The 22,884-nt window shown below is 29.8% G+C and carries 22 protein-coding genes and 1 pseudogene; 13 read left to right on the forward strand and 10 right to left on the reverse strand.

Annotated elements, in window-relative coordinates:
* Positions 1-491: 491 nt before the first annotated feature.
* From gyrA to dnaA, 7 genes are all read right to left on the reverse strand, one after another.
* On the reverse strand, positions 492-3,014 hold the full coding sequence (gene gyrA / locus PTZ02_RS18385) for a DNA gyrase subunit A (RefSeq protein WP_274229214.1): 2,523 nt from the start codon (positions 3,012-3,014) through the stop codon (positions 492-494).
* A gap of 21 nt (positions 3,015-3,035) precedes the next feature.
* Entirely contained in the window at positions 3,036-4,952 is a 1,917-nt protein-coding gene (gyrB, locus tag PTZ02_RS18390; RefSeq protein WP_274229215.1) for a DNA topoisomerase (ATP-hydrolyzing) subunit B, read from the reverse strand.
* 61 nt (positions 4,953-5,013) lie between these two features.
* On the reverse strand, positions 5,014-5,274 hold the full coding sequence (remB, locus tag PTZ02_RS18395; protein ID WP_202765865.1) for an extracellular matrix regulator RemB: 261 nt from the start codon (positions 5,272-5,274) through the stop codon (positions 5,014-5,016).
* A 15-nt stretch (positions 5,275-5,289) separates the two neighbouring features.
* Positions 5,290-6,375 (reverse strand): DNA replication/repair protein RecF, encoded by a 1,086-nt coding sequence (recF, locus tag PTZ02_RS18400; protein ID WP_274229216.1) that lies wholly within the window; start codon positions 6,373-6,375, stop codon positions 5,290-5,292.
* A gap of 33 nt (positions 6,376-6,408) precedes the next feature.
* Positions 6,409-6,615 carry a S4 domain-containing protein YaaA gene (gene yaaA, locus PTZ02_RS18405; protein ID WP_274229217.1) on the reverse strand — a complete coding sequence of 69 codons (207 nt, stop codon included), beginning with the start codon at positions 6,613-6,615 and terminating at the stop codon, positions 6,409-6,411.
* A gap of 61 nt (positions 6,616-6,676) precedes the next feature.
* Positions 6,677-7,789 carry a DNA polymerase III subunit beta gene (dnaN, locus tag PTZ02_RS18410; RefSeq protein ID WP_274229218.1) on the reverse strand — a complete coding sequence of 371 codons (1,113 nt, stop codon included), beginning with the start codon at positions 7,787-7,789 and terminating at the stop codon, positions 6,677-6,679.
* A gap of 267 nt (positions 7,790-8,056) precedes the next feature.
* Positions 8,057-9,415 carry a chromosomal replication initiator protein DnaA gene (gene dnaA / locus PTZ02_RS18415; protein WP_274229219.1) on the reverse strand — a complete coding sequence of 453 codons (1,359 nt, stop codon included), beginning with the start codon at positions 9,413-9,415 and terminating at the stop codon, positions 8,057-8,059.
* 554 nt (positions 9,416-9,969) lie between these two features.
* On the opposite strand from dnaA, the gene rpmH reads away from it, so the two are divergent.
* The 12 genes and pseudogenes from rpmH (at position 9,970) to PTZ02_RS18475 (ending at position 19,531) form a co-directional block, all read left to right on the forward strand.
* Positions 9,970-10,104, forward strand: a complete 135-nt coding sequence (rpmH, locus tag PTZ02_RS18420; protein WP_040214767.1) for a 50S ribosomal protein L34 — start codon at positions 9,970-9,972, stop codon at positions 10,102-10,104.
* A gap of 53 nt (positions 10,105-10,157) precedes the next feature.
* A pseudogene (rnpA, locus tag PTZ02_RS18425) lies at positions 10,158-10,548 on the forward strand (ribonuclease P protein component).
* Positions 10,511-10,720 carry a membrane protein insertion efficiency factor YidD gene (gene yidD / locus PTZ02_RS18430; protein ID WP_274229221.1) on the forward strand — a complete coding sequence of 70 codons (210 nt, stop codon included), beginning with the start codon at positions 10,511-10,513 and terminating at the stop codon, positions 10,718-10,720. The pseudogene rnpA and the gene yidD overlap by 38 nt, the downstream one beginning before the upstream one ends.
* Positions 10,721-10,748: 28 nt before the next feature.
* Positions 10,749-11,429, forward strand: a complete 681-nt coding sequence (gene yidC / locus PTZ02_RS18435; RefSeq protein ID WP_274229222.1) for a membrane protein insertase YidC — start codon at positions 10,749-10,751, stop codon at positions 11,427-11,429.
* Between the two features lie 49 nt (positions 11,430-11,478).
* Complete coding sequence (jag, locus tag PTZ02_RS18440) at positions 11,479-12,105, forward strand: RNA-binding cell elongation regulator Jag/EloR (protein ID WP_274229223.1); 627 nt, start codon at positions 11,479-11,481, stop codon at positions 12,103-12,105.
* A 177-nt stretch (positions 12,106-12,282) separates the two neighbouring features.
* Positions 12,283-13,656, forward strand: a complete 1,374-nt coding sequence (mnmE, locus tag PTZ02_RS18445) for a tRNA uridine-5-carboxymethylaminomethyl(34) synthesis GTPase MnmE (RefSeq protein ID WP_274229224.1) — start codon at positions 12,283-12,285, stop codon at positions 13,654-13,656.
* 7 nt (positions 13,657-13,663) lie between these two features.
* Positions 13,664-15,547 (forward strand): tRNA uridine-5-carboxymethylaminomethyl(34) synthesis enzyme MnmG, encoded by a 1,884-nt coding sequence (gene mnmG, locus PTZ02_RS18450; RefSeq protein WP_274229225.1) that lies wholly within the window; start codon positions 13,664-13,666, stop codon positions 15,545-15,547.
* 9 nt (positions 15,548-15,556) lie between these two features.
* Complete coding sequence (gene rsmG / locus PTZ02_RS18455) at positions 15,557-16,276, forward strand: 16S rRNA (guanine(527)-N(7))-methyltransferase RsmG (RefSeq protein ID WP_274229226.1); 720 nt, start codon at positions 15,557-15,559, stop codon at positions 16,274-16,276.
* A 144-nt stretch (positions 16,277-16,420) separates the two neighbouring features.
* A complete protein-coding gene (gene noc, locus PTZ02_RS18460; RefSeq protein WP_274229227.1) occupies positions 16,421-17,197 on the forward strand; it encodes a nucleoid occlusion protein in 777 nt (258 codons plus the stop codon).
* 171 nt (positions 17,198-17,368) lie between these two features.
* A complete protein-coding gene (locus PTZ02_RS18465) occupies positions 17,369-18,142 on the forward strand; it encodes a ParA family protein (RefSeq protein WP_274229228.1) in 774 nt (257 codons plus the stop codon).
* Entirely contained in the window at positions 18,139-18,990 is an 852-nt protein-coding gene (locus PTZ02_RS18470) for a ParB/RepB/Spo0J family partition protein (protein WP_274229229.1), read from the forward strand. The genes PTZ02_RS18465 and PTZ02_RS18470 overlap by 4 nt, the downstream gene beginning before the upstream one ends.
* 40 nt (positions 18,991-19,030) lie before the next feature.
* Positions 19,031-19,531, forward strand: a complete 501-nt coding sequence (locus PTZ02_RS18475; RefSeq protein ID WP_274229230.1) for a DUF4446 family protein — start codon at positions 19,031-19,033, stop codon at positions 19,529-19,531.
* Positions 19,532-19,579: 48 nt separating this feature from the next.
* Here the strand turns inward: PTZ02_RS18475 and yyaC are convergent, their stop codons facing one another.
* The 3 genes from yyaC to PTZ02_RS18490 are packed head-to-tail and all read right to left on the reverse strand — an operon-like array spanning position 19,580 to position 22,450.
* On the reverse strand, positions 19,580-20,176 hold the full coding sequence (gene yyaC / locus PTZ02_RS18480; protein ID WP_274229231.1) for a spore protease YyaC: 597 nt from the start codon (positions 20,174-20,176) through the stop codon (positions 19,580-19,582).
* Positions 20,177-20,234: 58 nt separating this feature from the next.
* A complete protein-coding gene (ytvI, locus tag PTZ02_RS18485) occupies positions 20,235-21,293 on the reverse strand; it encodes a sporulation integral membrane protein YtvI (protein ID WP_274229232.1) in 1,059 nt (352 codons plus the stop codon).
* Positions 21,290-22,450, reverse strand: coding sequence for an aminotransferase class V-fold PLP-dependent enzyme (locus PTZ02_RS18490; protein WP_274229233.1), 1,161 nt, complete (start codon positions 22,448-22,450; stop codon positions 21,290-21,292). Before PTZ02_RS18490 ends, ytvI begins: the two co-directional genes overlap by 4 nt.
* 184 nt (positions 22,451-22,634) lie before the next feature.
* On the opposite strand from PTZ02_RS18490, the gene PTZ02_RS18495 reads away from it, so the two are divergent.
* Positions 22,635-22,880: a DUF3343 domain-containing protein gene (locus tag PTZ02_RS18495; RefSeq protein ID WP_202765884.1), complete on the forward strand. Its 246-nt coding sequence runs from the start codon at positions 22,635-22,637 to the stop codon at positions 22,878-22,880.
* Positions 22,881-22,884: the final 4 nt, after the last annotated feature.

A 22,884-nucleotide genomic window follows, 5' to 3' on the forward strand; every position in this document is an offset into this window, starting at 1 on the left:
TCTTACTTCATTTCCTCTGTTTAATTTTCAAAGACCAATTTGTTTTTCGCATTTAAGCGACTTCTATATGTTATCAAAACATTTTTTGTTTGTCAACTACTTTTTTTTCAATTTCGTTAACTCGTTTGTCCTTATTTGAAGGACGTGTTTTATAATAACATCTATATAAACATAATATGTTTGACTATAATATCATTACCTTATGTTATTCTGTTATTCCTCTATTATTCTACTAATTACTATGTATTCCTATTATTGATACACAAGGTTAAGTTTATGTTGCATAATCTAAATATACCTTCCATAAATGCTAAGTATTAGCACCTAGCTACATAAAAACTTAGGTAAATCAAAGATCTATATTGATATTTTTATATTAATATATCCTAGATTCATAAAAGTTTTTATACTTAATCGTCATAATAAAAAGAGGATATCTCATTTTATGATTAAAAAATCATTCAAGATATCCTCTTAACTATATAACTTTTTTAATTATCGTCTTCTGTTCTCTCTAAAAGACTTTCTAATGAATTATCATTAACATCACTTATTTCACTATCATTTTCTAATAGTTCTGATTCTTCACTAGACTCAGATGAAGAAATTTTAGCTATTGCAACTATCTTTTCTTCTTCACTAGTTCTCATTAATGTTACTCCCATTGCTGATCTACTTGTAACAGAAATTCCTGCAACATTTATTCTTATTGCTACGCCTGAAGTATTTATAAGCATCATTTCATCATCTTGCTTACATACAGTTGCACCAACTAACTTACCTGTTTTCTCAGCCACTTTATAAGTTATAAGACCCATTCCACCTCTATTTTGTGTTTTATATTCAGTTAATGGTGTTCTTTTACCAAATCCATTTTCACTTATAACTAATAGTTCCTCATCCGGAGTAGCTATATCCATACAAACAGCAACATCATCTTTTCTTAATGATATAGCTTTTACACCTGATGCTGTTCTTCCCATAGGTCTAACATCTTTTTCGCTAAACTTAATAGCAATACCATTCTGTGTTGCTATTATAATTTCTGCATCTCCATATGTTTGTTTAACCTTTAGTAACTCATCACCATCTCTTAAATTTATAGCAATTAATCCATTTCTTCTAAGATTCTTAAATTCTTCTATTGGGGTCTTTTTAACAATACCCTTCTTAGTAGCCATAAATAAGAATCCATCTGGATTAACATCTTTAACAGATAATACTGTTTCTATACGCTCATCTTGTTCAATCGGAATAAGATTAATAATATTAGTTCCTTTTGCTGTTCTTCCTGCATCAGGAATTTCATATGCTCTACGTTTATATACTCTACCTCTATTAGTAAAGAATAGTATATCTGAATGAGTTGATGTTACAACAACATGCTCTACAAAGTCATCTTCTTTTGTAGTCATTGCTTGTATTCCCTTACCCCCTCTTCTTTGGGCAGAGTAAGTGTCAGCTAAAATTCTCTTAACATAGCCTGTATGAGTTAATGTTATTACAACATCCTCTTCTTGAATTAGATCTTCAATATCTATTTCATTTTCTTGTTTTTCGATTACTGTTCTTCTTTCATCGCCATATCTTTCTTTAATTTCTATAAGTTCTTCTTTGATTACGCCTAGTAATTTTTCCTCAGAAGATAATATTTCATTTAATCTATTGATTAAAATCATAAGTTCATTATACTCATCTTCTATTTTGTCTCTTTCTAAACCTGTTAATCTAGCAAGTCTCATATCTAATATTGCCTGAGATTGTTTTTCGCTTAGATTAAATCTTTCAATAAGTGTATTTCTAGCTATTTCTGAATTTTTAGAACCTCTAATAATACTTATTACTTCATCGATATTATCTAATGCAATTTTTAATCCCTCTAAAATATGAGCTCTTTCTTGAGCTTTATTTAATTCAAATACTGTTCTTCTTGTGATAACTTCTTTTTGGAAGTTTACATAGTGTACTAGTATCTCCTTTAAATTTAAAACCTTTGGTTCATTATCTACTAGTGCAATTGTATTTACTCCAAAGGTGTCTTGCATCTTTGTATGCTTAAATAGTAAGTTTAGAACTACACTAGGATTTGCATCCTTCTTAAGTTCTATTACTATTCTCATACCTTCTCTATCAGATTCATCTCTTAAATCTGATATTCCATTTATTTTCTTATCTTTAACTAAATCCGCTATATTTTCTATTAGCTTAGCTTTATTTACTTGGTATGGAAGTTCGTTAACTATGATTTTTAATCTTCCTTTTTCTTCTTCTATTTCAGTTTTTGCTCTTACAACAACTCTTCCTCTACCTGTTTCATAAGCAGCCCTAATTCCAGCCTTACCCATTATTATACCTGCTGTTGGGAAATCTGGACCTTTAATTTTAGTCATCAAATCTAAAATTGTTACTTCTGGATCATCTATAAGCATAATTGTTCCATCTATAACTTCACCAAGATTATGAGGAGGTATATTTGTTGCCATACCTACTGCTATACCAGAAGAACCATTAACTAATAAATTTGGAAACCTTGAAGGTAATACTGCAGGTTCTTGCTCTTCACCATCAAAGTTTGGTATAAAGTCTACAGTATTTTTATTTATATCTCTTAGCATTTCAGCAGCAATTTTATTCATTTTTGCTTCTGTATATCTCATTGCAGCTGCGCCATCACCATCGACAGAACCAAAATTTCCATGACCATCTACAAGCATATATCTCATAGAAAAATCTTGAGCCATTCTTACTAATGCTTCATAAACAGAAGTATCTCCATGTGGGTGATATTTACCTAAAACTTCTCCAACTATTCTTGCACACTTTCTATATCCTCTATCAGGTCTTAATCCAAGTTCATGCATAGAAAATAGTATTCTTCTATGTACTGGCTTTAAACCATCTCTAACATCTGGAAGAGCACGCCCAACTATAACGCTCATAGCGTAATCTATATAGCATTTTTTCATCTCATTTTTTATATCAACCTGAACTACTTTTCCCTCGTTATTATTCATTGCTTTCACCTCAATTCTGTACTAAATATCTAAGTTAACCACTTTGCTTGCGTTATTTTGAATAAACTCTCTTCTAGGTTCTACTTTATCTCCCATAAGAATAGTAAATATCTCATCTGCAGCCATTGCATCTTCAATAGTTGCTCTTAATAATACTCTTTGTTCAGGATCCATAGTTGTTTCCCATAACTGGGTGGCATTCATTTCACCTAAACCTTTGTATCTTTGGATGTCAGTATTATTATCTTTTCCTCCAAGTTCAACTAATGTATTTTCTAATTCTTTATCTGAATATACATATACATCCTTTTTAGCCTTTGACACCTTATATAAAGGTGGTTGTGCTATATATACATGTCCTTGGTCTACTAGTTCTCTCATGTATCTGTAGAAGAATGTTAATAGTAGTGTTCTAATATGAGCACCATCAACATCCGCATCTGTCATTATTATTATTCTATTGTATCTTATCTTTTCTATATCGAAATCTTTACCAATACCTGCTCCAAATGCAGTAACCATACTTCTTATTGTATCTGAGTTAAGAATCTTATCTAGTCTCTGTTTCTCAACATTCATTATTTTTCCTCTTAAAGGAAGTATAGCTTGGAATTTTCTATCTCTGCCTTGCTTAGCAGATCCACCAGCTGAGTCTCCCTCTACTATATAAATTTCACATTCCATAGGATCCTTAGACGAACAATCTGCTAGTTTTCCTGGTAATGCGCTTCTTTCTAACACAGATTTTCTAGTAAGTTCTCTTGCCTTCCTAGCTGCTTCTCTTGCTCTTGCTGCTACTAAAGCTTTGTCTACCACAATCTTACCTACTGAAGGGTTTTCTTCTAAGTATAAAGCTACACTTTCACCTAGAATACCATCAACTACACCTCTAACTTCAGAGTTTCCAAGTTTAGTTTTTGTTTGTCCTTCAAATTGAGGCTCAGATATTTTAACTGATATAACAGCTGTTAATCCTTCTCTTATATCTTCACCTGAAAGATTTTTATCATTCTCTTTTAAGTGCCCAAATTTCTTAGCATAATCATTCATTACTCTAGTAAGAGCTGTCTTAAATCCAACTAAGTGTGTTCCACCCTCAATGGTATCTATGTTATTTGCGAAAGAAAATATATTTTCGTTATATCCATCATGATATTGTAAGGCAACTTCAACAGCTATCCCATCTCTTACACCTTCAACATAAATAGGCTCTTCATGTAAAACTTCTCTATTTCTATTTAAATAACTTACAAAGGATTTGATTCCTCCTTCATAGAAATAGTCTTCTTCTTTTTCATCTCTTTCATCGATTAACCTAATACTTATTCCTTTGTTTAAAAACGCTAGCTCTCTTAATCTATTTGATAATATTTCAAAATCAAATACAGTCTCTTCAAAAATGTCAGCATCTGGCTTAAAATGAACTTTTGTTCCGTGTTCTTCATCTTCAGCATCTGCTATTTTAATTAAATCACTTGTAACTGCACCTCTAGAATATGTTTGTTTCCAAACATGCCCCTCTCTTGTTACAGTAACTTCACATTCGTCAGATAAGGCATTAACAACTGAAGCACCAACACCATGTAATCCTCCAGAAACCTTGTATCCTCCGCCGCCAAATTTTCCACCAGCATGAAGTATTGTCATAATAACTTCAACTGTAGGTTTTCCCATTTTAGGATGCATTCCTACTGGCATACCTCTTCCATCATCTATTACAGTTATTGAATTATCTTCATGTATATAAACATCTATATTCTTGCAATATCCAGCTAAAGCTTCATCAATACTATTATCAACAATTTCGTATACTAAATGATGTAATCCTCTAGAACTAGTACTCCCTATATACATACCAGGTCTTTTTCTTACTGCCTCTAATCCTTCAAGAACCTGTATCTGACTTTCATCATAACTTTGTTTATTCTGTTCCAACATGTAACTCCTCCTACTTCTAAAATTTAAGATATTATATCTTTAAGTTAAACATTGGACTAACTTAAGGATTATATTCTACATCAGTTCTTTTTGTTAACGTAGATGATGAAATCGGAGAAAGATAAATCTTGCTCTTTTTATCTACTTCTGCAATAACAAAAGACTTTGGTTTTTCTTTTGAGATTCTCTCTACAAAACCATCTTCTTCTGCCAATCTTAAGAATTGTATAGTGTCAGAACTATACATTGTATTTTGTAAGTCAAATATCCCTATAACGTCTTTTACTGGAACTACTACATTTTCTCCCAAGTGTAAAAACACAAATATTCCTCCTCGCTAACTAATAACAACTCCATCGTTAACTTTAAAAACTTTAGATTCACTATTTAAATATCTAGATATATCTTCTATTCCCGTTCCGGTTATTATTGTTTGAATTCCACTTATTGAATTCAATATATAAGATTTTCTTGTAAAATCTAATTCTGATAAAACATCATCCAAAAGAAGTACTGGATATTCACCAGTAATATCTTTTATAATGCTTAGAGATGCAAATTTAATGGTTAAGACAGACGTTCTTTGCTGCCCTTGAGAACCAAAACTTTTTGCATCTATGTTATTTATCAATATTTCAAAGTCATCTCTATGAGGTCCTACACTAGTTAATCTTCTTTCAATATCTTTCGATCTATTTTTAACCAATAAATCTTTAAAGGATATTTTTATATTATCATTATCTTTAACAGTGGATGTGTACTTAAATTTAATCTCTTCTTTTCCAGAAGTTATTTCTTTATGAATATCATAACTATGAAGATTTAACTTATCTATATAATCTAATCTGCTTTTGATTATATAACTTCCAAATTCAACAAGTTGATCGTCATATATATCCAGCATAAAGTTATCTACTTTTTTAGATTTTAGTATAAGATTTCTTTCGTTTATAATTTTGTTGTACTGAACAAGATTATAGTAATACTTATTACTTAACTGACATAATTCCATATCTAAAAATTTTCTTCTGATTCCCGGAGATTCTTTTACAATTTTTAAATCCTCTGGTGAAAACATAACTACATTGAATATTCCGATTAATTGATCTATTTTATTAATTTTTACGGAATTAACTCGTATAGCTTTCTTACCATCTTTTAAAATATTTATTTCTATTGTCTTATCGAGTCTCTCTTTTCCAACCTTTAAACTTATGTACGATCTATCCTCATTCCATTTAATTAATTCCTTATCTTTTGAGGTTCTGTGAGATTTTGCAAAACCGCAATAATATATAGCTTCTAAAATATTTGTTTTGCCTTGTGCATTATCTCCTATAAACACATTAACGCTATTTGATAATTCTATCTCTAAACTTTTATAATTTCTGTAATTTAACAAAAGTAATCTTTTAACAAACATAAAAACACCCAATTTAATTATAGCACAATATGCTTAAATTATTTTAAACTTTTCTTGCTGTATCTCTATTACGTCATTTACTCTTAATTTTTTACCTCTTTGGATGCATACTTCTCCGTTAACTTTTACTTCACCCTCTTGAATTAAAAACTTAGCCTCAGATCCAAGAGAGGCTACTCCAACCCATTTTAAAAAAGAATCTAATTTTATAAACTCAGTACTTATTTTTATTTCATTCATAACTTTAAAATCAGCTCAATGCATATTTATGCATTAAAGATGAATATTCTCCTTTCGCCAACTATCTTGCTAATCTTACAGGTAGGACAAGATATTTAGAATTATCCGTTTCATTATTTCTTATTACACATGGACTAACGCTTGATGTAAGTTCAAGCATCACTTCATCAGAATCCATTACCTTAAGAACATCAATTAAGTATCTAGAGTTAAATGCAATTTGTATCTCATCTCCTTGCAAATTTACACCAACTTCTTCTCTTACCTTTCCCAATTGAGAATTAGATGTGATTATTAAAGTGTCACCAACCAATTCAAATTTAATTAAATTAGTATTTCCCTCTTTTGCCATTAATGATGCTCTTTCAATACAATTTTGTAGATCTTGTCTGTTTACAGTGACTAATCCTTTATATTCTTGAGGTAATAAAGATTTATATTTAATAAATTCTCCTTCTAATAACCTTGATATAACTTTAGTTTCACCTAGATTAAATAATATATGATTAGTTGTAAAAGTGATATCTACAACATCTTCACTATCCTCTAAGATTTTAGCTACTTCATTTAGTGTTTTTCCAGGTATTACTGAACTAATTGTATTTTCAGAATCTATTAACTCACTTCTTATTGCCAATCTATATCCATCTAAGGCTACTAAATTTAAATATGAATTGTTAACCTCAAATAAAATTCCTTGAAGTATTGGTCTTGTTTCATCTTGCGCGATAGCAAAAGATGTACCTTTTATCATATTCTTTAATAGATTTTGAGGAATGGAAAATAACTTAGTTTCATTAATTGCTGGAAGCTCTGGAAAATCTGATGGATTCATATGAACTAAGTTAAATACTGATTTTTTACAAGTAATTTGTATTATATTATTTCCTTCTTCAACACCTAGAGTTTCTATTGTCACTAAGTCATTAGGTAACTTTCTTATTATTTCTCCGAATATTTTTGCATCAACAACAATTGATCCAGGTTCGATAACTTCAGAATCAATAATTGTTTCTATTGATACATCTACATCTGATCCTATTAATGTTAATTTGGAATCTTTTGCATTTAGGTAAACACCTTCTAATATAGGCATTGTAGATTTTCCTGTTATTGCTTTTTGAGCTATTGATATAGCATCTTGTAATTTTGATTTTTCACATATAAATTTCATATTTAACCTCCATAATTATGAACATTTACTAACAATATAAATTACTTATTATAGATAAAATAATAGATAAAAATATAGTAATAATAGTAGTAGGGGCTGTGAATTTGTTGAAAAGTACCTTCAGCCCTTATAAAATCAAGAAAGTTTGCAAAAAAATACTGTGGATAAGTCCGTACAAATTACTATGATTTATCCACATTATTAGATGAAAGGTATCTCCTGAAATTTTATCCACATGATATTAACTTATGTTATGTACATTGTTACTTATTTTTGAGTTAATTTCTTTGTTATGTCGTTTACTGTGTTTTGTAGAACTTCATCTGTTTTTAAATTTTCAGATATCTTCTCATAGGCATGTATTACAGTAGTATGATCTCTTCCACCAAATTCTTCTCCTATCTTTGGTAAAGATAAATCAGTAAGCTTTCTGCTTAAATACATAGCTATTTGTCTTGGATATGCTACATTACGTGTTCTTCTTTGAGATTTTAGCTCTTCAACTCTAAGATTATAGTATGATGAAACAACATCTTGAATTGTGTCTATTGTAATATGTTTACTTTGTTTATTAGATATGATATCTTTTAAAGCTTCACTTGCTAGATCTACGGTTATTTCTCTTCCTGTTAAGGATGAATATGCGACTATCCTTATAAGAGCACCTTCTAGTTCTCTTATATTAGCTTTAATCTTTGTAGCGATATATACCATTACTTCGTTAGCTACGTTTAAGTTTTCTACATCAGCTTTCTTTTTTAAGATTGCCATCCTTGTTTCAAAGTCTGGAGCTTGAATGTCTGCAATAAGTCCCCATTCAAATCTACTTCTCAATCTATCTTCTAATGTAGGAATTTCTTTCGGTGGTCTATCTGATGAAAGAATTATTTGCTTATTTGCGTCATGAAGCGCATTAAATGTATGGAAGAATTCTTCCTGAGTTCTTTCTTTTCCTGCTATAAACTGAACATCATCTATTAGAAGAACATCGACATTTCTATATCTGTTTCTAAATTCTTCATTCTTATCGTCTTTAATGGAGTTTATTAATTCATTAGTAAATTTCTCTGATGAAACATAAACTACCTTTGATTTCGAATTGTTTTGTAGAATATAGTGTCCAATAGCATGCATAAGGTGAGTTTTACCAAGACCTACACCACCATATATAAATAGTGGGTTATATGCTTTAGCAGGGGCTTCAGCAACGGCCAATGATGCTGCATGCGCAAATCTATTTGAATTACCAATGACAAAAGAGTCAAAAGTATACTTAGGATTCAACGTTGCCGACATTTCATCACTTACAACTACTGAACTTTCCTTTTGAATTTCCTTTGTAGTGTCTTTAACTTTAACATCTTCCTTTTGAAAATCTGATTCTATTAGAAATTCTATATTATATTTTTTAGAGGAGACAAGTCTTATGGCATTTGCGACTAGATCCTTGTATCTTTGCTCTAAAATATCTCTTGTAAATTCATTTGGAACGCCTATCTTTATGCTATCTGAAGATATAGATAAGGGTTCACAACTTTTTATCCATGTGTTAAAGCTAACTTCAGTCATCTCACTTTTTACTATATTTAATGTTTTTTCCCATAATTGATTTAGGTGGGTATCCATCTTATATCCTCCAGTCGTTTTTTATAAAAAAGAAAAAATTAGTCAAAATAATTAATAAACGAATATATATAAACAAATTACTAACAGTGAAATAATTGTACCATTTAAATAATTGACATTGTAGGTAGAATTATTCACATGTTAATTATTTTGTGAATAAATAGTTAAAAAAATAAATATGTTATATTATCAACATTTGTGGAAAAAATAACATTAACATTATAAACAATGAATATTAATGTTGAAATCAGCTCAAAATACTTAATGAAATAAAGAGATTAAGAAAAATTGAACAAGTTATACACAAAGTTATACACAGCTGTGGATAACTTTTACACCACATAAGTTATTCACAACAGTATATTAATAATATCATAAACTGTAAAAGTGGTTCAATAATTTATCCACAAAAACTTATTATGTTAATAATTTTATCAACAAAATAAGTTTTCTTGACAGTAAAGGTATTGAAATATATAATTATAAAGTAAAACTTCAAAATGAAATAAGTATAGTTTTACTTTATAATTATATATTGAAGGGGGTGTAGCGTTATGTTCATGACATACCAACCTAAAAAGAAACAAAGAAAAAGAGAGCATGGATTTAGAAAGAGAATGAGCACTCTATCAGGAAGAAACGTGCTTAAGAGAAGAAGACAAAAAGGAAGAAAAAGATTAACAGCATAAGGGCCGCAGTTGTGGCCTTTTTCTGCAAATGCAGAAAAAGGGGAATCTTATAAATGAGTATGCATAAGATTAGAAAAAATATCGAGTTTAGAAACGTATATAGAAGAGGGAAGTCTCTTTCAAATGAAAATTTAGTTCTCTATATATATAATAATGGAAGAAATAGAGATGAAAATAATGAAAAATTTAATAGAGTAGGAATTTCAGTAAGCAAAAAAGTAGGAAAAAGCGTAACTAGAAGTAGGGTTAAGAGACTAATTTTAGAAAGTTATAGACTTAATTCTAAAGATTTAAAAGAAGGATCTGATTTTGTTTTTGTTGCAAGAACAGCAATAAAGGATAAAACATATTGGGAAGTACAAAAATCTGTGTTAAATTTATTTAAAAGGGCAGGATTAAATAAATAATGAAAAAGTTATTGATTTTTCCAATCAAGTTATATAGGAAATTTATATCACCTTATACAAAACCTAGTTGTATATATACTCCGACATGTTCTCAATATGCAATAGAAGCCATTGAAAAATATGGAGCGGTTAAAGGTGGTTTTATGGCTATAAAAAGGATTCTAAGATGTCATCCTTTTCATAAGGGTGGTTATGATCCAGTGAAGTAAAGAGTTAATATTTTAGGAGGTATTTAATTTGTTTCAAGTTATTGTTGATTTCATGTACAACATCGTGGAGAAGCTTCATGATTTAATTGTTACTATAGGTATTACGGATGTGGGAGTTTCATATGTACTAGCTGTAATATTATTTACATTAATAGTAAGATTATTTTTATTACCATTAAATATAAAATCAACTAGATCAACTGCAAAAATGCAGGAGATACAACCAGAAGTTAAGAAATTACAAGCAAAACATAAGAATAGTCCAGAAAAATTAAATCAGGAAATGATGAAATTATATAAAGAAAATAATGTAAGTATGACTGGTGGTTGTTTGCCAATGATCATACAAATGCCTATACTTTTTGCTCTTTACTGGGCGTTTAGACAGATACATCAAGTTTCAGGCGCTGATTTCTTATGGATACCTAACTTAGCGTTAAGAGATCCATATTTTATACTACCAGTTTTAGCTGCAGGTTCTACTTATTTGTCAACAGTTTTTACTACTAAAGTAAATGCAGCAAGTGTAGAAAATTCACCTATGAATATGTCTACTATGAATATAGGTATGTCTGTAATGATAGGTGTTTCTGCTATTAATTTTGAATCCTTATTAGTAATTTATTGGATTGTAGGAAGCTTGATTCAAATGCTTCAAACATATGTAATAGTTGTTCTGCCAAAGAAAAATAAGGCTAAGGCAGCTTAGTTTTAATTTATAAGTATATTTTAAGTACAACAAGGTGGGTGAATTGGGTATGAAGCAGATTGAAGTTAATGGAAAATCTGTTGATGAAGCAGTAGAAAGTGCTTTAAAGGAACTTAATGTTACTAAAGATAAGGTTGAAATTGAGATTTTAGATGAAGGAAATAAGGGGTTTCTTAGCTTATTTGGATCTAAACCTGCAAAAGTTAGAGTAAAGGTTAAAAGAGACTATATTCTTGATGCTAAGAAATTTTTAAGAGATGTCTTAAACTCAATGGATATCAAAGCTGAGATTAAGATTAAAGAAGAGGACGATGTAATAAAAATCGACTTAATTGGACCTAAGATGGGACTAATAATTGGTTACAGAGGAGAGACCCTAGATTCTTTACAATACTTAGTATCTCTTGTTGTAAATAAAGGCCATGAGACTTCATATAAGAGAGTTATATTAGATACTGAAAATTATAGATTTAAGAGAGAAGAAACACTAAAAAGAGTAGCTAGTAAAACTGCTTATAAGGTTCTTAAATTTAAAAAAGTTGTTAAATTAGAACCAATGAATCCTTATGAAAGAAGAATCATACATGCAGCATTGCAAGGAAATGATTCTGTATATACTTATAGTGAAGGTGAAGAACCATATAGAAGAATCGTTGTTGATCTAAAAAAGAATTAAAGTATGTTTAAAATAGTATAAAAAAAATAAAGAGATGGCTTTTGGGTCATCTCTTAGTTTATTGAGAAAAATTTTTATTTTATATAGTATTTTATAATTTAATTATGTAAAATGAATATTAGATTTTAATTATTAGCAATAATATAGGTAAAGGAAAATTAAGGAGGCCTATTCTGAATGAAGGAATTTGATACTATTGCTGCTGTAGCCACACCCGTTGGCGAAGGTGGAATATCAATTATTAGAGTATCTGGACAAAAATCCTTGGAGATTGTTGATAGAGTTTTCAAAGGAGTTAATGAAAGAAGATTAATAGATATTAAATCATATACTATGAGATATGGTTTTATAATTGATAATAATGAATTAATTGACGAAGTTATAGTTAGTTATATGAAGGGACCAAAAAGTTTTACAGCAGAAGATGTAGTTGAGATTAATTGCCACGGCGGAGTCATCTCTACAAATAGAGTTCTTGATGTTATAGTTAAAGCTGGTGCAAGATTAGCTGAACCAGGTGAATTTACAAAAAGAGCATTCCTAAACGGAAGGATAGATTTAAGTCAAGCAGAAGCTGTAATAGATATAATTAGAGCAAAGACTGATTTATCTATGAAATCTGCATTAGTACAAAGTCAGGGTAAACTTTCCCGGGAAATAAATAGATTAAGGGAGTATCTTCTTAATGTTTTAGCTCTTATTGAATATGATGTTGATTTTACAGAAGATGATGAGGAGCCAGATGAAACAGTTCCTTTAAGGGTAAATGATAGTTTGCTTAAAACAGTTAAGGATATAGATAATCTACTAGAGAATGCAGAAGAAGGAAAGCTCATAAGAGATGGGTTAAAATTGGTTATAATTGGTAAGCCTAATGTTGGAAAGTCTTCTTTACTTAATGCATTACTCCAAGAAAAGAGGGCAATAGTTACTGATATACCTGGTACTACAAGAGATGTAATTGAAGAGTACATTAATCTTGATGGTATACCATTAAAAATTATTGATACGGCTGGAATAAGAGAGACAGAAGATATTGTAGAAAAAATTGGAGTTGAAAAATCTAGAGAAAAGATAGAGGAAGCTGATTTAGTTGTACTGATGCTTGATGTTAGTAGACCTTTAGATGACGAAGATTTAGAAATAATTAATTATGTCAAAGATAAGAAATACATAGTTCTATTTAATAAGGTAGATTTAGATAGCAATATTTCTGGAGAAGTATTGGATGAACTTGAAAATAAAATTAATATATCAGCAAAAACAGGTTTAGGGTTAGAAGATTTAAAAGATAAAATTAAAGAATTATTCTTTAATGGAAAATTAGATGGAGAGAGTGTTATTGTATCAAATACAAGACATAAAGAGGCTCTTTATAGGGCTAGAGAGAACTGTCTTTCCGCTATTGAAAGTATAAAAAATGGAGATTTTATAGATTTAGTATCTATATACGTGACATCAGGTTTGAAGGCATTAGGAGAAATTACTGGTTCTGAGCTTGAAGAGGACCTAGTAAACAAAATTTTTACAGAATTTTGCGTAGGAAAGTAGGAAGATTATGAAATATATAGCAGGAGAGTTTGATGTAATAATAGTTGGAGCAGGTCATGCAGGTTGTGAAGCAGCACTTGCTTCTGCACGTATAGGTTGTAAAACATTGTTATGCACAATGAATTTGGATTCAATTGCATTAATGCCTTGTAACCCTAATATTGGAGGGACTGCAAAAGGTCATTTAGTTAGAGAAATTGATGCGCTTGGTGGAGAAATGGGTATTAATATAGATAGTACTTTTATTCAGTCCAGAATGCTTAATACCTCTAAAGGACCAGCAGTTCATTCACTTAGAGCGCAAGCAGATAAGAAGAAATATCAATATAGAATGAAAAATATTATAGAAAAACAAGAAAATCTTTATTTAAGACAACTAGAAGTTGTTTCTCTTGAAAGTGAAGATGGAAAAGTCACAGGAGTAGTTACAAAGAATGGAGCAATCTTTAAAGCGAAGGCTGTTGTTTTAGCAACTGGAACTTATCTAAAAGGAAGAGTAATTATTGGGGATGTATCTTATAGTAGTGGCCCAAATGGGTTATTCCCTGCAAATGATTTATCTCAATCTTTACTGGATTTAGATGTATCATTAAGAAGATTTAAGACAGGAACCCCTGCAAGAATAAATAAAAGAAGTGTAGATTTTTCAAAGATGATAGAACAAAAGGGCGATGACAAAATTGTTCCTTTCTCATTTATGAATGATAATATTGATAAAGAGCAAGTATCATGTTGGTTAACTTATACTAATGGAAATACTCATTCTATTATTAAAAATAATATTGATAGATCACCTATGTACAATGGATCAATTGAAGGAGTTGGACCAAGATATTGTCCATCAATTGAGGATAAGGTAATGAAGTTCCCTGATAAACTTCAGCACCAGATTTTTATTGAACCTGAAGGTGAAGATACTGAAGAGATGTATGTTGGTGGTATGAGTTCTTCTTTACCAGAGGATGTACAAATACAAATGTTAAGAACTTTAGCAGGATTAGAAAATGTTGAAATGCTTAGAACCGCATATGCTATTGAGTATGACTCTGTAGATCCTACAGAACTTAATCCAACACTTGAGTTTAAGAAAATATCAGGTTTATTTGGAGCTGGTCAATTTAATGGAAGTTCTGGTTATGAAGAGGCTGGTGCTCAAGGTATAGTAGCTGGTATTAATGCAGCTCTAAAGGTGAAAAATGAAGAACCTATGATATTAACAAGATCAGATGGATATATAGGTGTATTAATAGATGACTTAGTTACAAAAGGTACAAGTGAACCTTATAGAATGATGACGTCTAGATCTGAATATAGACTTTTATTAAGACAAGACAATGCTGATTTGAGACTTACTGAAATTGGTTATAGGGTTGGATTAGTTAAAGAAGACAGGTATAAGAGGTTTATGGAAAGAAAGAATAGGATTGATAATGAAGTAAAGAGAGTTATGAATCTTCAGATTACCAATAAAAATGAAATAAATGAATTCTTGATATCTATAGGGTCATCAGAACTTAAAAAACCTATATCTTTATATGAATTAATTAAGAGACCAGAATTAGATTATTTCATGGTTAGTCCATTAGATCATGAAAGAGAAGAGTTACCATATGATATTGGTGAACAAGTTAACATAATTGCAAAATATGAAGGATATATTGAAAAGCAACTAGAGCAGGTAGAACAATTTAAAAAATTTGAAAAAAGATTAATACCTCAAGACATTGACTATAATGATGTTAAGGGATTACGAATAGAAGCAATTCAAAAACTTTCAAAGATTAGGCCTATAAATTTAGGTCAAGCTTCTAGAATTTCTGGAGTTTCTCCAGCTGATATATCTGTTCTTTTAATATACGTAGATCACTTTAATAGAAAAACTAATTCTTAGGAGGTTTTTATGGATTTATTTGAGTTGATGAAGAATGCATGTGAAGAAGTTGATTTGGTTTTAACTGAAGAAAAATATAACCAATTTCAGCTCTACAGAAAACTTCTTCAAGAGTGGAATGAAAAGATTAATTTAACTGCTATTGTCGAAGAAGAGGAGATAATTAAAAAGCACTTCATTGATAGTATAAAGATATTTAAATCAGTAGAACTTAGGAATTCTAAGTCAATAATTGATGTTGGTACGGGTGCAGGATTTCCTGGTTTGCCTATTGCTATAATGGATAGTAACATACAGGTCACTTTGTTGGATTCACTAAATAAAAGGATCTTATTTTTAAACGATGTTGTAAGCAAACTTAATTTAAAAAATGTTAAAACTATTCATTCTAGAGCAGAAGATGGAGCTAGAAATAAGTTATTAAGAGAAAAATTTGATGTAGCTGTTTCTAGAGCTGTTGCTAATATGAGCGTACTTTCAGAATATTGTATGCCATATGTGAGAGTTGGGGGGAATTTTATAGCACTTAAAGGACCTTCTATAGATGAAGAGTTAATTGATGCTAAAAATGCAATTGGTACGCTTGGAGGAGAACTAAAGGAAGTTGTTTCTGTGAATGTTGACGGAACTGATTTAAATCATAACTTAGTTATAGTTAGTAAAACCTCTAGCACATCAGCTATATATCCAAGAAAAGCTGGTACTATAACAAAAAAACCAATTAAATAATTTGTATATATTTAACAAAAAATATATTAATTTGTAATTATTTGTATTACGATTTTTACATAAAAATAGAAGGAAAAATAAATGTTTTGTAGAAATTGGTAATTAATGGATTTTAATATAATTTCATAAGGGATGGGATTTTAAATGCAAAACGAAATAATGTATATAAGTATTGATAGTATAATACCTAATACTTATCAGCCAAGAAAATTTTTTGATGAAGTTGCTCTTACTGAATTATCTCAGTCTATTTGTCAGTTTGGAATAATACAACCTCTTACTGTTAGAAAGAGAGGGGGTTTATTTGAATTAGTCGCTGGAGAAAGAAGATGGAGAGCTGCAAAACTTGCTAATTTAAATGAAGTTCCATGCACAATTATTGAAATAACTGATACTGAATCAGCTGAAATTGCTTTGCTGGAAAATCTTCAACGTGAGGATTTGAATTTTATTGAAGAAGCAGAAGCATATTATAATTTGATAAATGAGCACCACTTTACGCAAGATGATTTGGCAACAAGAATGGGTAAAAAGCAATCTACAATAGCAAATAAGTTAAGATTATTGAAGTTAAGCTCAGAGGTAAGAAATATTTGCTTGGAAAATAATCTAACTGAAAGACATGCCAGGGCATTACTTTCATTGCCAGATGAAGTTCATCAGCTAAAAATTGTGAAGAAAGTTATAAAGCAAAGTTTGAATGTTAAAAGAACTGAGGAGTTAATAAATAAAGAACTTCTTAAATTAGCTGGTAATGAGCTAAGCTCTAAAGGCAAGAAAAGAATAACAGGAGTATTTGCACCTAAAATATATGTTAATTCAATTAAGCAAGTTTTTGATAAATTTAAAATTCCAGCTGAATATAAATCAAAGGATTGTGGCGAGTATATCCAAATAACTGTAAACATTCCTAAAAAGTAAATTTAAAGTATGAGTGATATGTAAATCATTCATACTTTTTTTATTTATATTAGTGTTTCACGTGAAACATTGATAAAAATTTAGTTACATATTCTATTTTCTCTTTTAATATTATGTAGAAAAATATATAATAGAAAGTATAGTGCGTTTCATTGCATAGGGGGGGAATAAATGAAAACTATATGTGTTTTTAATCAAAAAGGTGGAGTTGGAAAGACAACAACTAATATTAACTTATGTGCCTATCTTGCGATGGAAGGGTATAAAATCTTAGCTATAGATATTGACCCACAGGGTAATACTACTTCTGGGATTGGAATCGACAAAAGAACTTTAGAAAAATCTATGTATGATGTGTTAACTTCAGATACACCATTAAATGATGTGATTATGCAATGTAATTTAGTTGAAAATCTATACATTGCGCCATCAACTATGGAACTTGCTGGAGCAGAAGTTGAAATTATCTCTAAAAGTGATAGGGAAAAGATACTTTTAAATAAGATTAAAGGTTTAGAAATGAATTTTGATTTTATTTTTATAGATTGTCCTCCTTCATTAGGGACTTTGACAATTAATGCCCTTGTAGCTTCTGATACAGTTTATATACCAATACAATGTGAATTTTATGCATTAGAGGGTGTAGGACAGCTTATTAATACTGTTCAGCTTGTAAAGAAAGCTTTAAACAAAAAGCTTGATGTTGAGGGTGTTGTAATGACCATGTTCGATGCTAGAACGAATTTAAGCCTTGAGGTTCAGAAAGAAGTAGAAAAATATTTTGGTGATAAAGTATATAAAACAACTATTCCAAGAAATATTAGGTTAGCTGAATCTCCTAGCTTCGGATTGCCAATAATGCTTTATGATGATAAATGTAAAGGTGCAGAAGCATATTTAAATTTAACTAAAGAATTTTTAAGTAGACAGGGAGATAGTGTATGAGTAAAAAGTTTGGACTAGGAAAAGGATTGAATGCTTTAATTCCAAGCGAGGATATTGATGAAGTTGATGAAAATTCAAAGGTATACATATCTATAAATAAAATTAGAGCTAACTCAGAACAACCAAGGAAATACTTTGATAGTGAAAAAATTTCTGAGTTATCAAAATCAATCTTAAATCACGGTGTAATTCAACCGTTAATCCTTCAAAAAGATAATGAAAACTATATTATTGTTGCAGGAGAAAGACGCTGGAGAGCTGCCAAGCTAGCTGGTTTAAAGGAAGTTCCTGCAGTAGTTATGGATTTCTCTAAGAGTCAATTACTAGAAATATCTCTAATTGAAAATATTCAAAGAGAAGACTTAAACCCAATTGAAGAGGCTAAGGCCTTTAAGCAATTAATAAGTGAATTCAACTTGACGCAAGAGGCTCTTAGTGAAAGAGTTGGTAAATCAAGAACTACAATAACAAATTCAATGAGATTGCTTAATTTAGATGAGAGAGTTCAAAATTATGTGATAGAAGGTGTACTTTCTGAAGGACATGGCAGAACTTTACTTGCGATTGACGATAAAGAAGTGCAATATGAAATGGCTCAAAAAGTAATAGATGATAAAATAACAGTAAGGGAATTAGAAAAGATCATTAAAAACTTAGGAAAAGAAAAGAAAAAGCCAGAAAATGTTGAAGGTGAAATATCTCCTTATCTCAAAGATTTGCGAGAAAAGTTAGAGAGTCACTTTGGTACGAAAGTTAATATAGATAAGAAGAGAAGCAAAGGTAAGATAGAAATTGAGTATTATTCTAATGAAGATTTAGAAAGAATTTTAGAATTAATCAATTTATAATTGTTTCACGTGAAACATGAGGAAAGGGAGAACATAATAAATGAATAGCATAATAAATTCAATTAATGATTATAGTGTATATATAATAATAGGGATGGCAGCAGTAATATTATTGCTTTTTATATTAGTACTGATACTTTTTAGATCCTTAAACAAAGTAGAAAAAAGATATAGGAAACTTATGAGAGGAGTAAATAATAAGAACCTAGAGGAATTTGTTATAGGATATTTAGACAAGGTAGACGAAGCAAATAAAAATTCAGAGGAAGCTGTTAAATTAGGAAAATTCCTAGAAGAGAAGATGAAAAAATCTATTCAAAAGGTATCCGTTATGAGATATAAGGCTTTTGAGGATGTTGGAAGTGACTTAAGCTTTTCAATTGCATTATTAGATGATAATGATGATGGAGTTGTTTTAACTGGTATATATGGAAGACATGAAAGTACAACATATGCTAAGCCAATAGATAAAGGAATATCAAGATATGATTTATCAGAAGAAGAAATAACTGTATTAAATAAGTCTATAAATAGTAAGTAATCATTCCCCCCTTATAAAATAGGGGGGATATTTTAATATAGAATAGAATTAATTAGAAGAGCTAATATTATTGAGAACGTCCTCAAGAGAAGAGTTCTTACCACCTAATGACTTGATTGCAAAGTGATAAATACCCTTAGAGATGGTATCAGCTATTGTCATGACAGTAAACAATCTTGTATTCTGAAGAACCATAAACTCAAAATTCCCAGAAATATTAACTATACCAGTTATACTCAGGTCACCAACAGAAGGAAGATCTTTATTTAGAGCCATTCCAGGGAAAAGAGGCTTCTTTTCTATATATATATTACCTACATTTTGAAGTTTACCTAAAGAGGCATCAATAGCAATTACATAGGGATTATTATACTCAGATTTAATTGTTTCTAATGTAGAGACAAGATTTTTAGCGTGTATGGGTTCTTCCAAGTCTCCATAGATTATTAAATTTTTTCTTACTAAACACTTGAGTTTATAGCCTACTAAAGGGCCAAGGGAATCTCCAGTAGATCTATCTGTGCCAATACAGACAATGACAATAGTCCTTTTGCTTCTAATAACAGGAGATAATTCAGAATATAAAAAATCTCTAATCTGCAAAACTGAACTGGATGATGTTGAATCACATACTAATGAACTCATAAAAAAAACCTCCTTTAATAGAATTATTTCCATTAAAGAAGGTTAATATACTAAAAATTTACAATACCTTTTCATCTTTAAGAACAGTATAAAAAACAACTAAGAACATACAAAAGATCATACCACCAACTCCGTTTACGCTTATCCCAATAAATATAGCTGCTAAAACAGCTATAGGATTTAATCCTAAAGAAGTAGACATAATTTTAGGTTCTAATATTTGCCTTGTAATAAAGACAATAGCATATAGAATTAGAAGCCCAATACCAACTAAATAGTTACCAGTAAGTAAGTTATATCCAGCAAGTGGGATATAGACCATTGGCATACCTAGTACAGGAAGCAAATCCAAAATAGCACACAAAACACTTAAAATTAAAGCATAGTTAATCCTAAAGCTATAGAATCCTATAAAAGTAATTAAAAAAGTAACAAAAATTAAAAACATATATGAAAGTGCATAGTTAAAGAATTTGTGGCGTATTTTTCCAATTATACCCAAAAGAGAATTATTCTCAATTGGTAAACCAGATAAAAGGGATTTAGTATTTGAAGCAGCAAATTTCTTAGTGAATAAGAAGGTAGCTAATAGTGTGAAAATAATAACCATTATTATATAGGGTATATATGAAACTATTGAGATAGCTAAAGATACAACCCCAGATCCAATTGAAACACTATAGTTAACGATTTTGCTTAAGGAACCAGTTGCAGTATCTTTAACTGAGTTGATAATAGAAGGATCAATATTTAAATTATAAAAGTAATCCTGAATCTCAGTAAACTTATCCATAATATATGAAGAATTATCAGTTAAATAGTGTTGTACATTTTTAGTTAAGTTTATAAGCTGATTAGCTAAAGCACCAACAGAAATTATAATAAAAATAATAACCGTGGATAAAAATAATATAGTTGTAATTAAAGATGCAAACCAATCTTTGATCTTAAAATTTTTTATTAAATACCTAGTAGGACGTCTTAAAATTAATGCAAATAATGAAGCAAGAACAAATGGAATTGTATAAGGCAGAGTTTTAAAGAATATTAAGAAAAGTAGGGTATAGCATATAAAAAATATTCCTAACTTACTTATCTTTTCTTCAAATTCTTTCATAGGATAACCTCCTTTGCAATGGAATCAAGAGATTCTAAAACATAATTTATTTCATTTACATTATTAAATATACCAAGGCTAAATCTAACAGTACCAGAAGGAAAAGTTCCCATTGATTTATGAGCTAAAGGGGCACAATGCAAACCAGTTCTGGTCATAATACCATAATTTTTATCAAGAATATAAGACAATTCAGAAGTATCTTTTGATTTCATATTTATTGATACGGTAGGTGTAGACTTAAGTGAGTTTTTTGTTCCGTATATAATTAAGTTATCTATTTTATCTAGTTGTTCAAGAAAATATTTAAATAAGTTTTTTTCTTTAACTAAAAGATTGTTATATTCTTCTGTTCTTAAGTAATTAAGTGCAGAACTTAAACCTACAATTCCAGGAGTATTAAGGGTACCAATCTCAAATTTATCCGGTAAAAAGCTTGGTTGAAGCAAATCAGACGAATTACTTCCTGTACCACCTGAAAAGATAGGAGAAGCAATTTCATTTAGTTTATCATTAATTATAAATCCACCTATTCCTTGAGGTCCTAAAAGACTTTTATGCCCAGTAAAAGCAATAGCATCAGCTTTCAAGTCGTCAAATCTTACTGGAATATGGCCTGCGCTCTGAGCTGAATCAATAATGAAATAAATACCTTTCTCTAAACATATTTTACCAATAATATCCAAGGGTTGTATAGTACCAAATACATTTGATGCATGAGATAAAACAACAAGTTTTGTATTATTATTTATTTTATCAATAAAATCTTGTAAAATAATTTTACCTGAATAATCACATTTTACTATGTCAAGATCAATTACACCCTTAGCTTTTAATGTATTAAGCGGGCGCAAGACTGAATTATGATCCATCTCAGAAGTTATTACATGCCAACCAGGTTTAACAATTGAGTGAATCAAGGTATTTAAAGCATAAGTTATATTTGGCGTAAAAACTACATTCTCAGCTTTATTAAAACCAAAAAAGTTAGCAATAGAATCTCTACATTCATAAACACTTCTAGTTCCAGTAAGGGCTGAATTATATGCACCTCTTCCGGGATTTGAAGCTAAAGAATTTATTATATTAAACATAGATTCAGAAACTATGCTTGGTTTAGGAAAGGATGTAGCTGCATTATCTAAATAAATATTCATAAAAACTCCTTAAAATAAAGTGAAATAAAAATATATTATCTTAATTACTAATTATAACAGAAAGTCTAATAATATAGACAGACATTAAAATTATATACACTATTTAGAAATAATATAAAGGTTAAAATAAATTTTCAAGAAAAAAAGAGGAAGTGTTATAATATAAGTTTAGGAGGGAATACATATGAATAGATATTGTTTAGTGGTATTTAAAAATACAATAGGAGCTATAAAAGGAGAACAAAAATTAAAAGAAGATAATTTGGATATTGAGGTTATGCCAACCCCATCTGTAATAACAGGAAGTTGTGGTATATGTATAAGGTTTAATGAGAATATCTTGATCAATGTTAAAGAGAGTATAGAAAATAACCAGCTAGAGATTAATGGATTATATATAAAGAATGAAGAAGGATTTTCTAGATTATAAAAGG

The sequence above is a fragment of the Clostridium sp. 'White wine YQ' genome (assembly GCF_028728205.1).
Lineage (GTDB): Bacteria > Bacillota > Clostridia > Clostridiales > Clostridiaceae > Clostridium_T.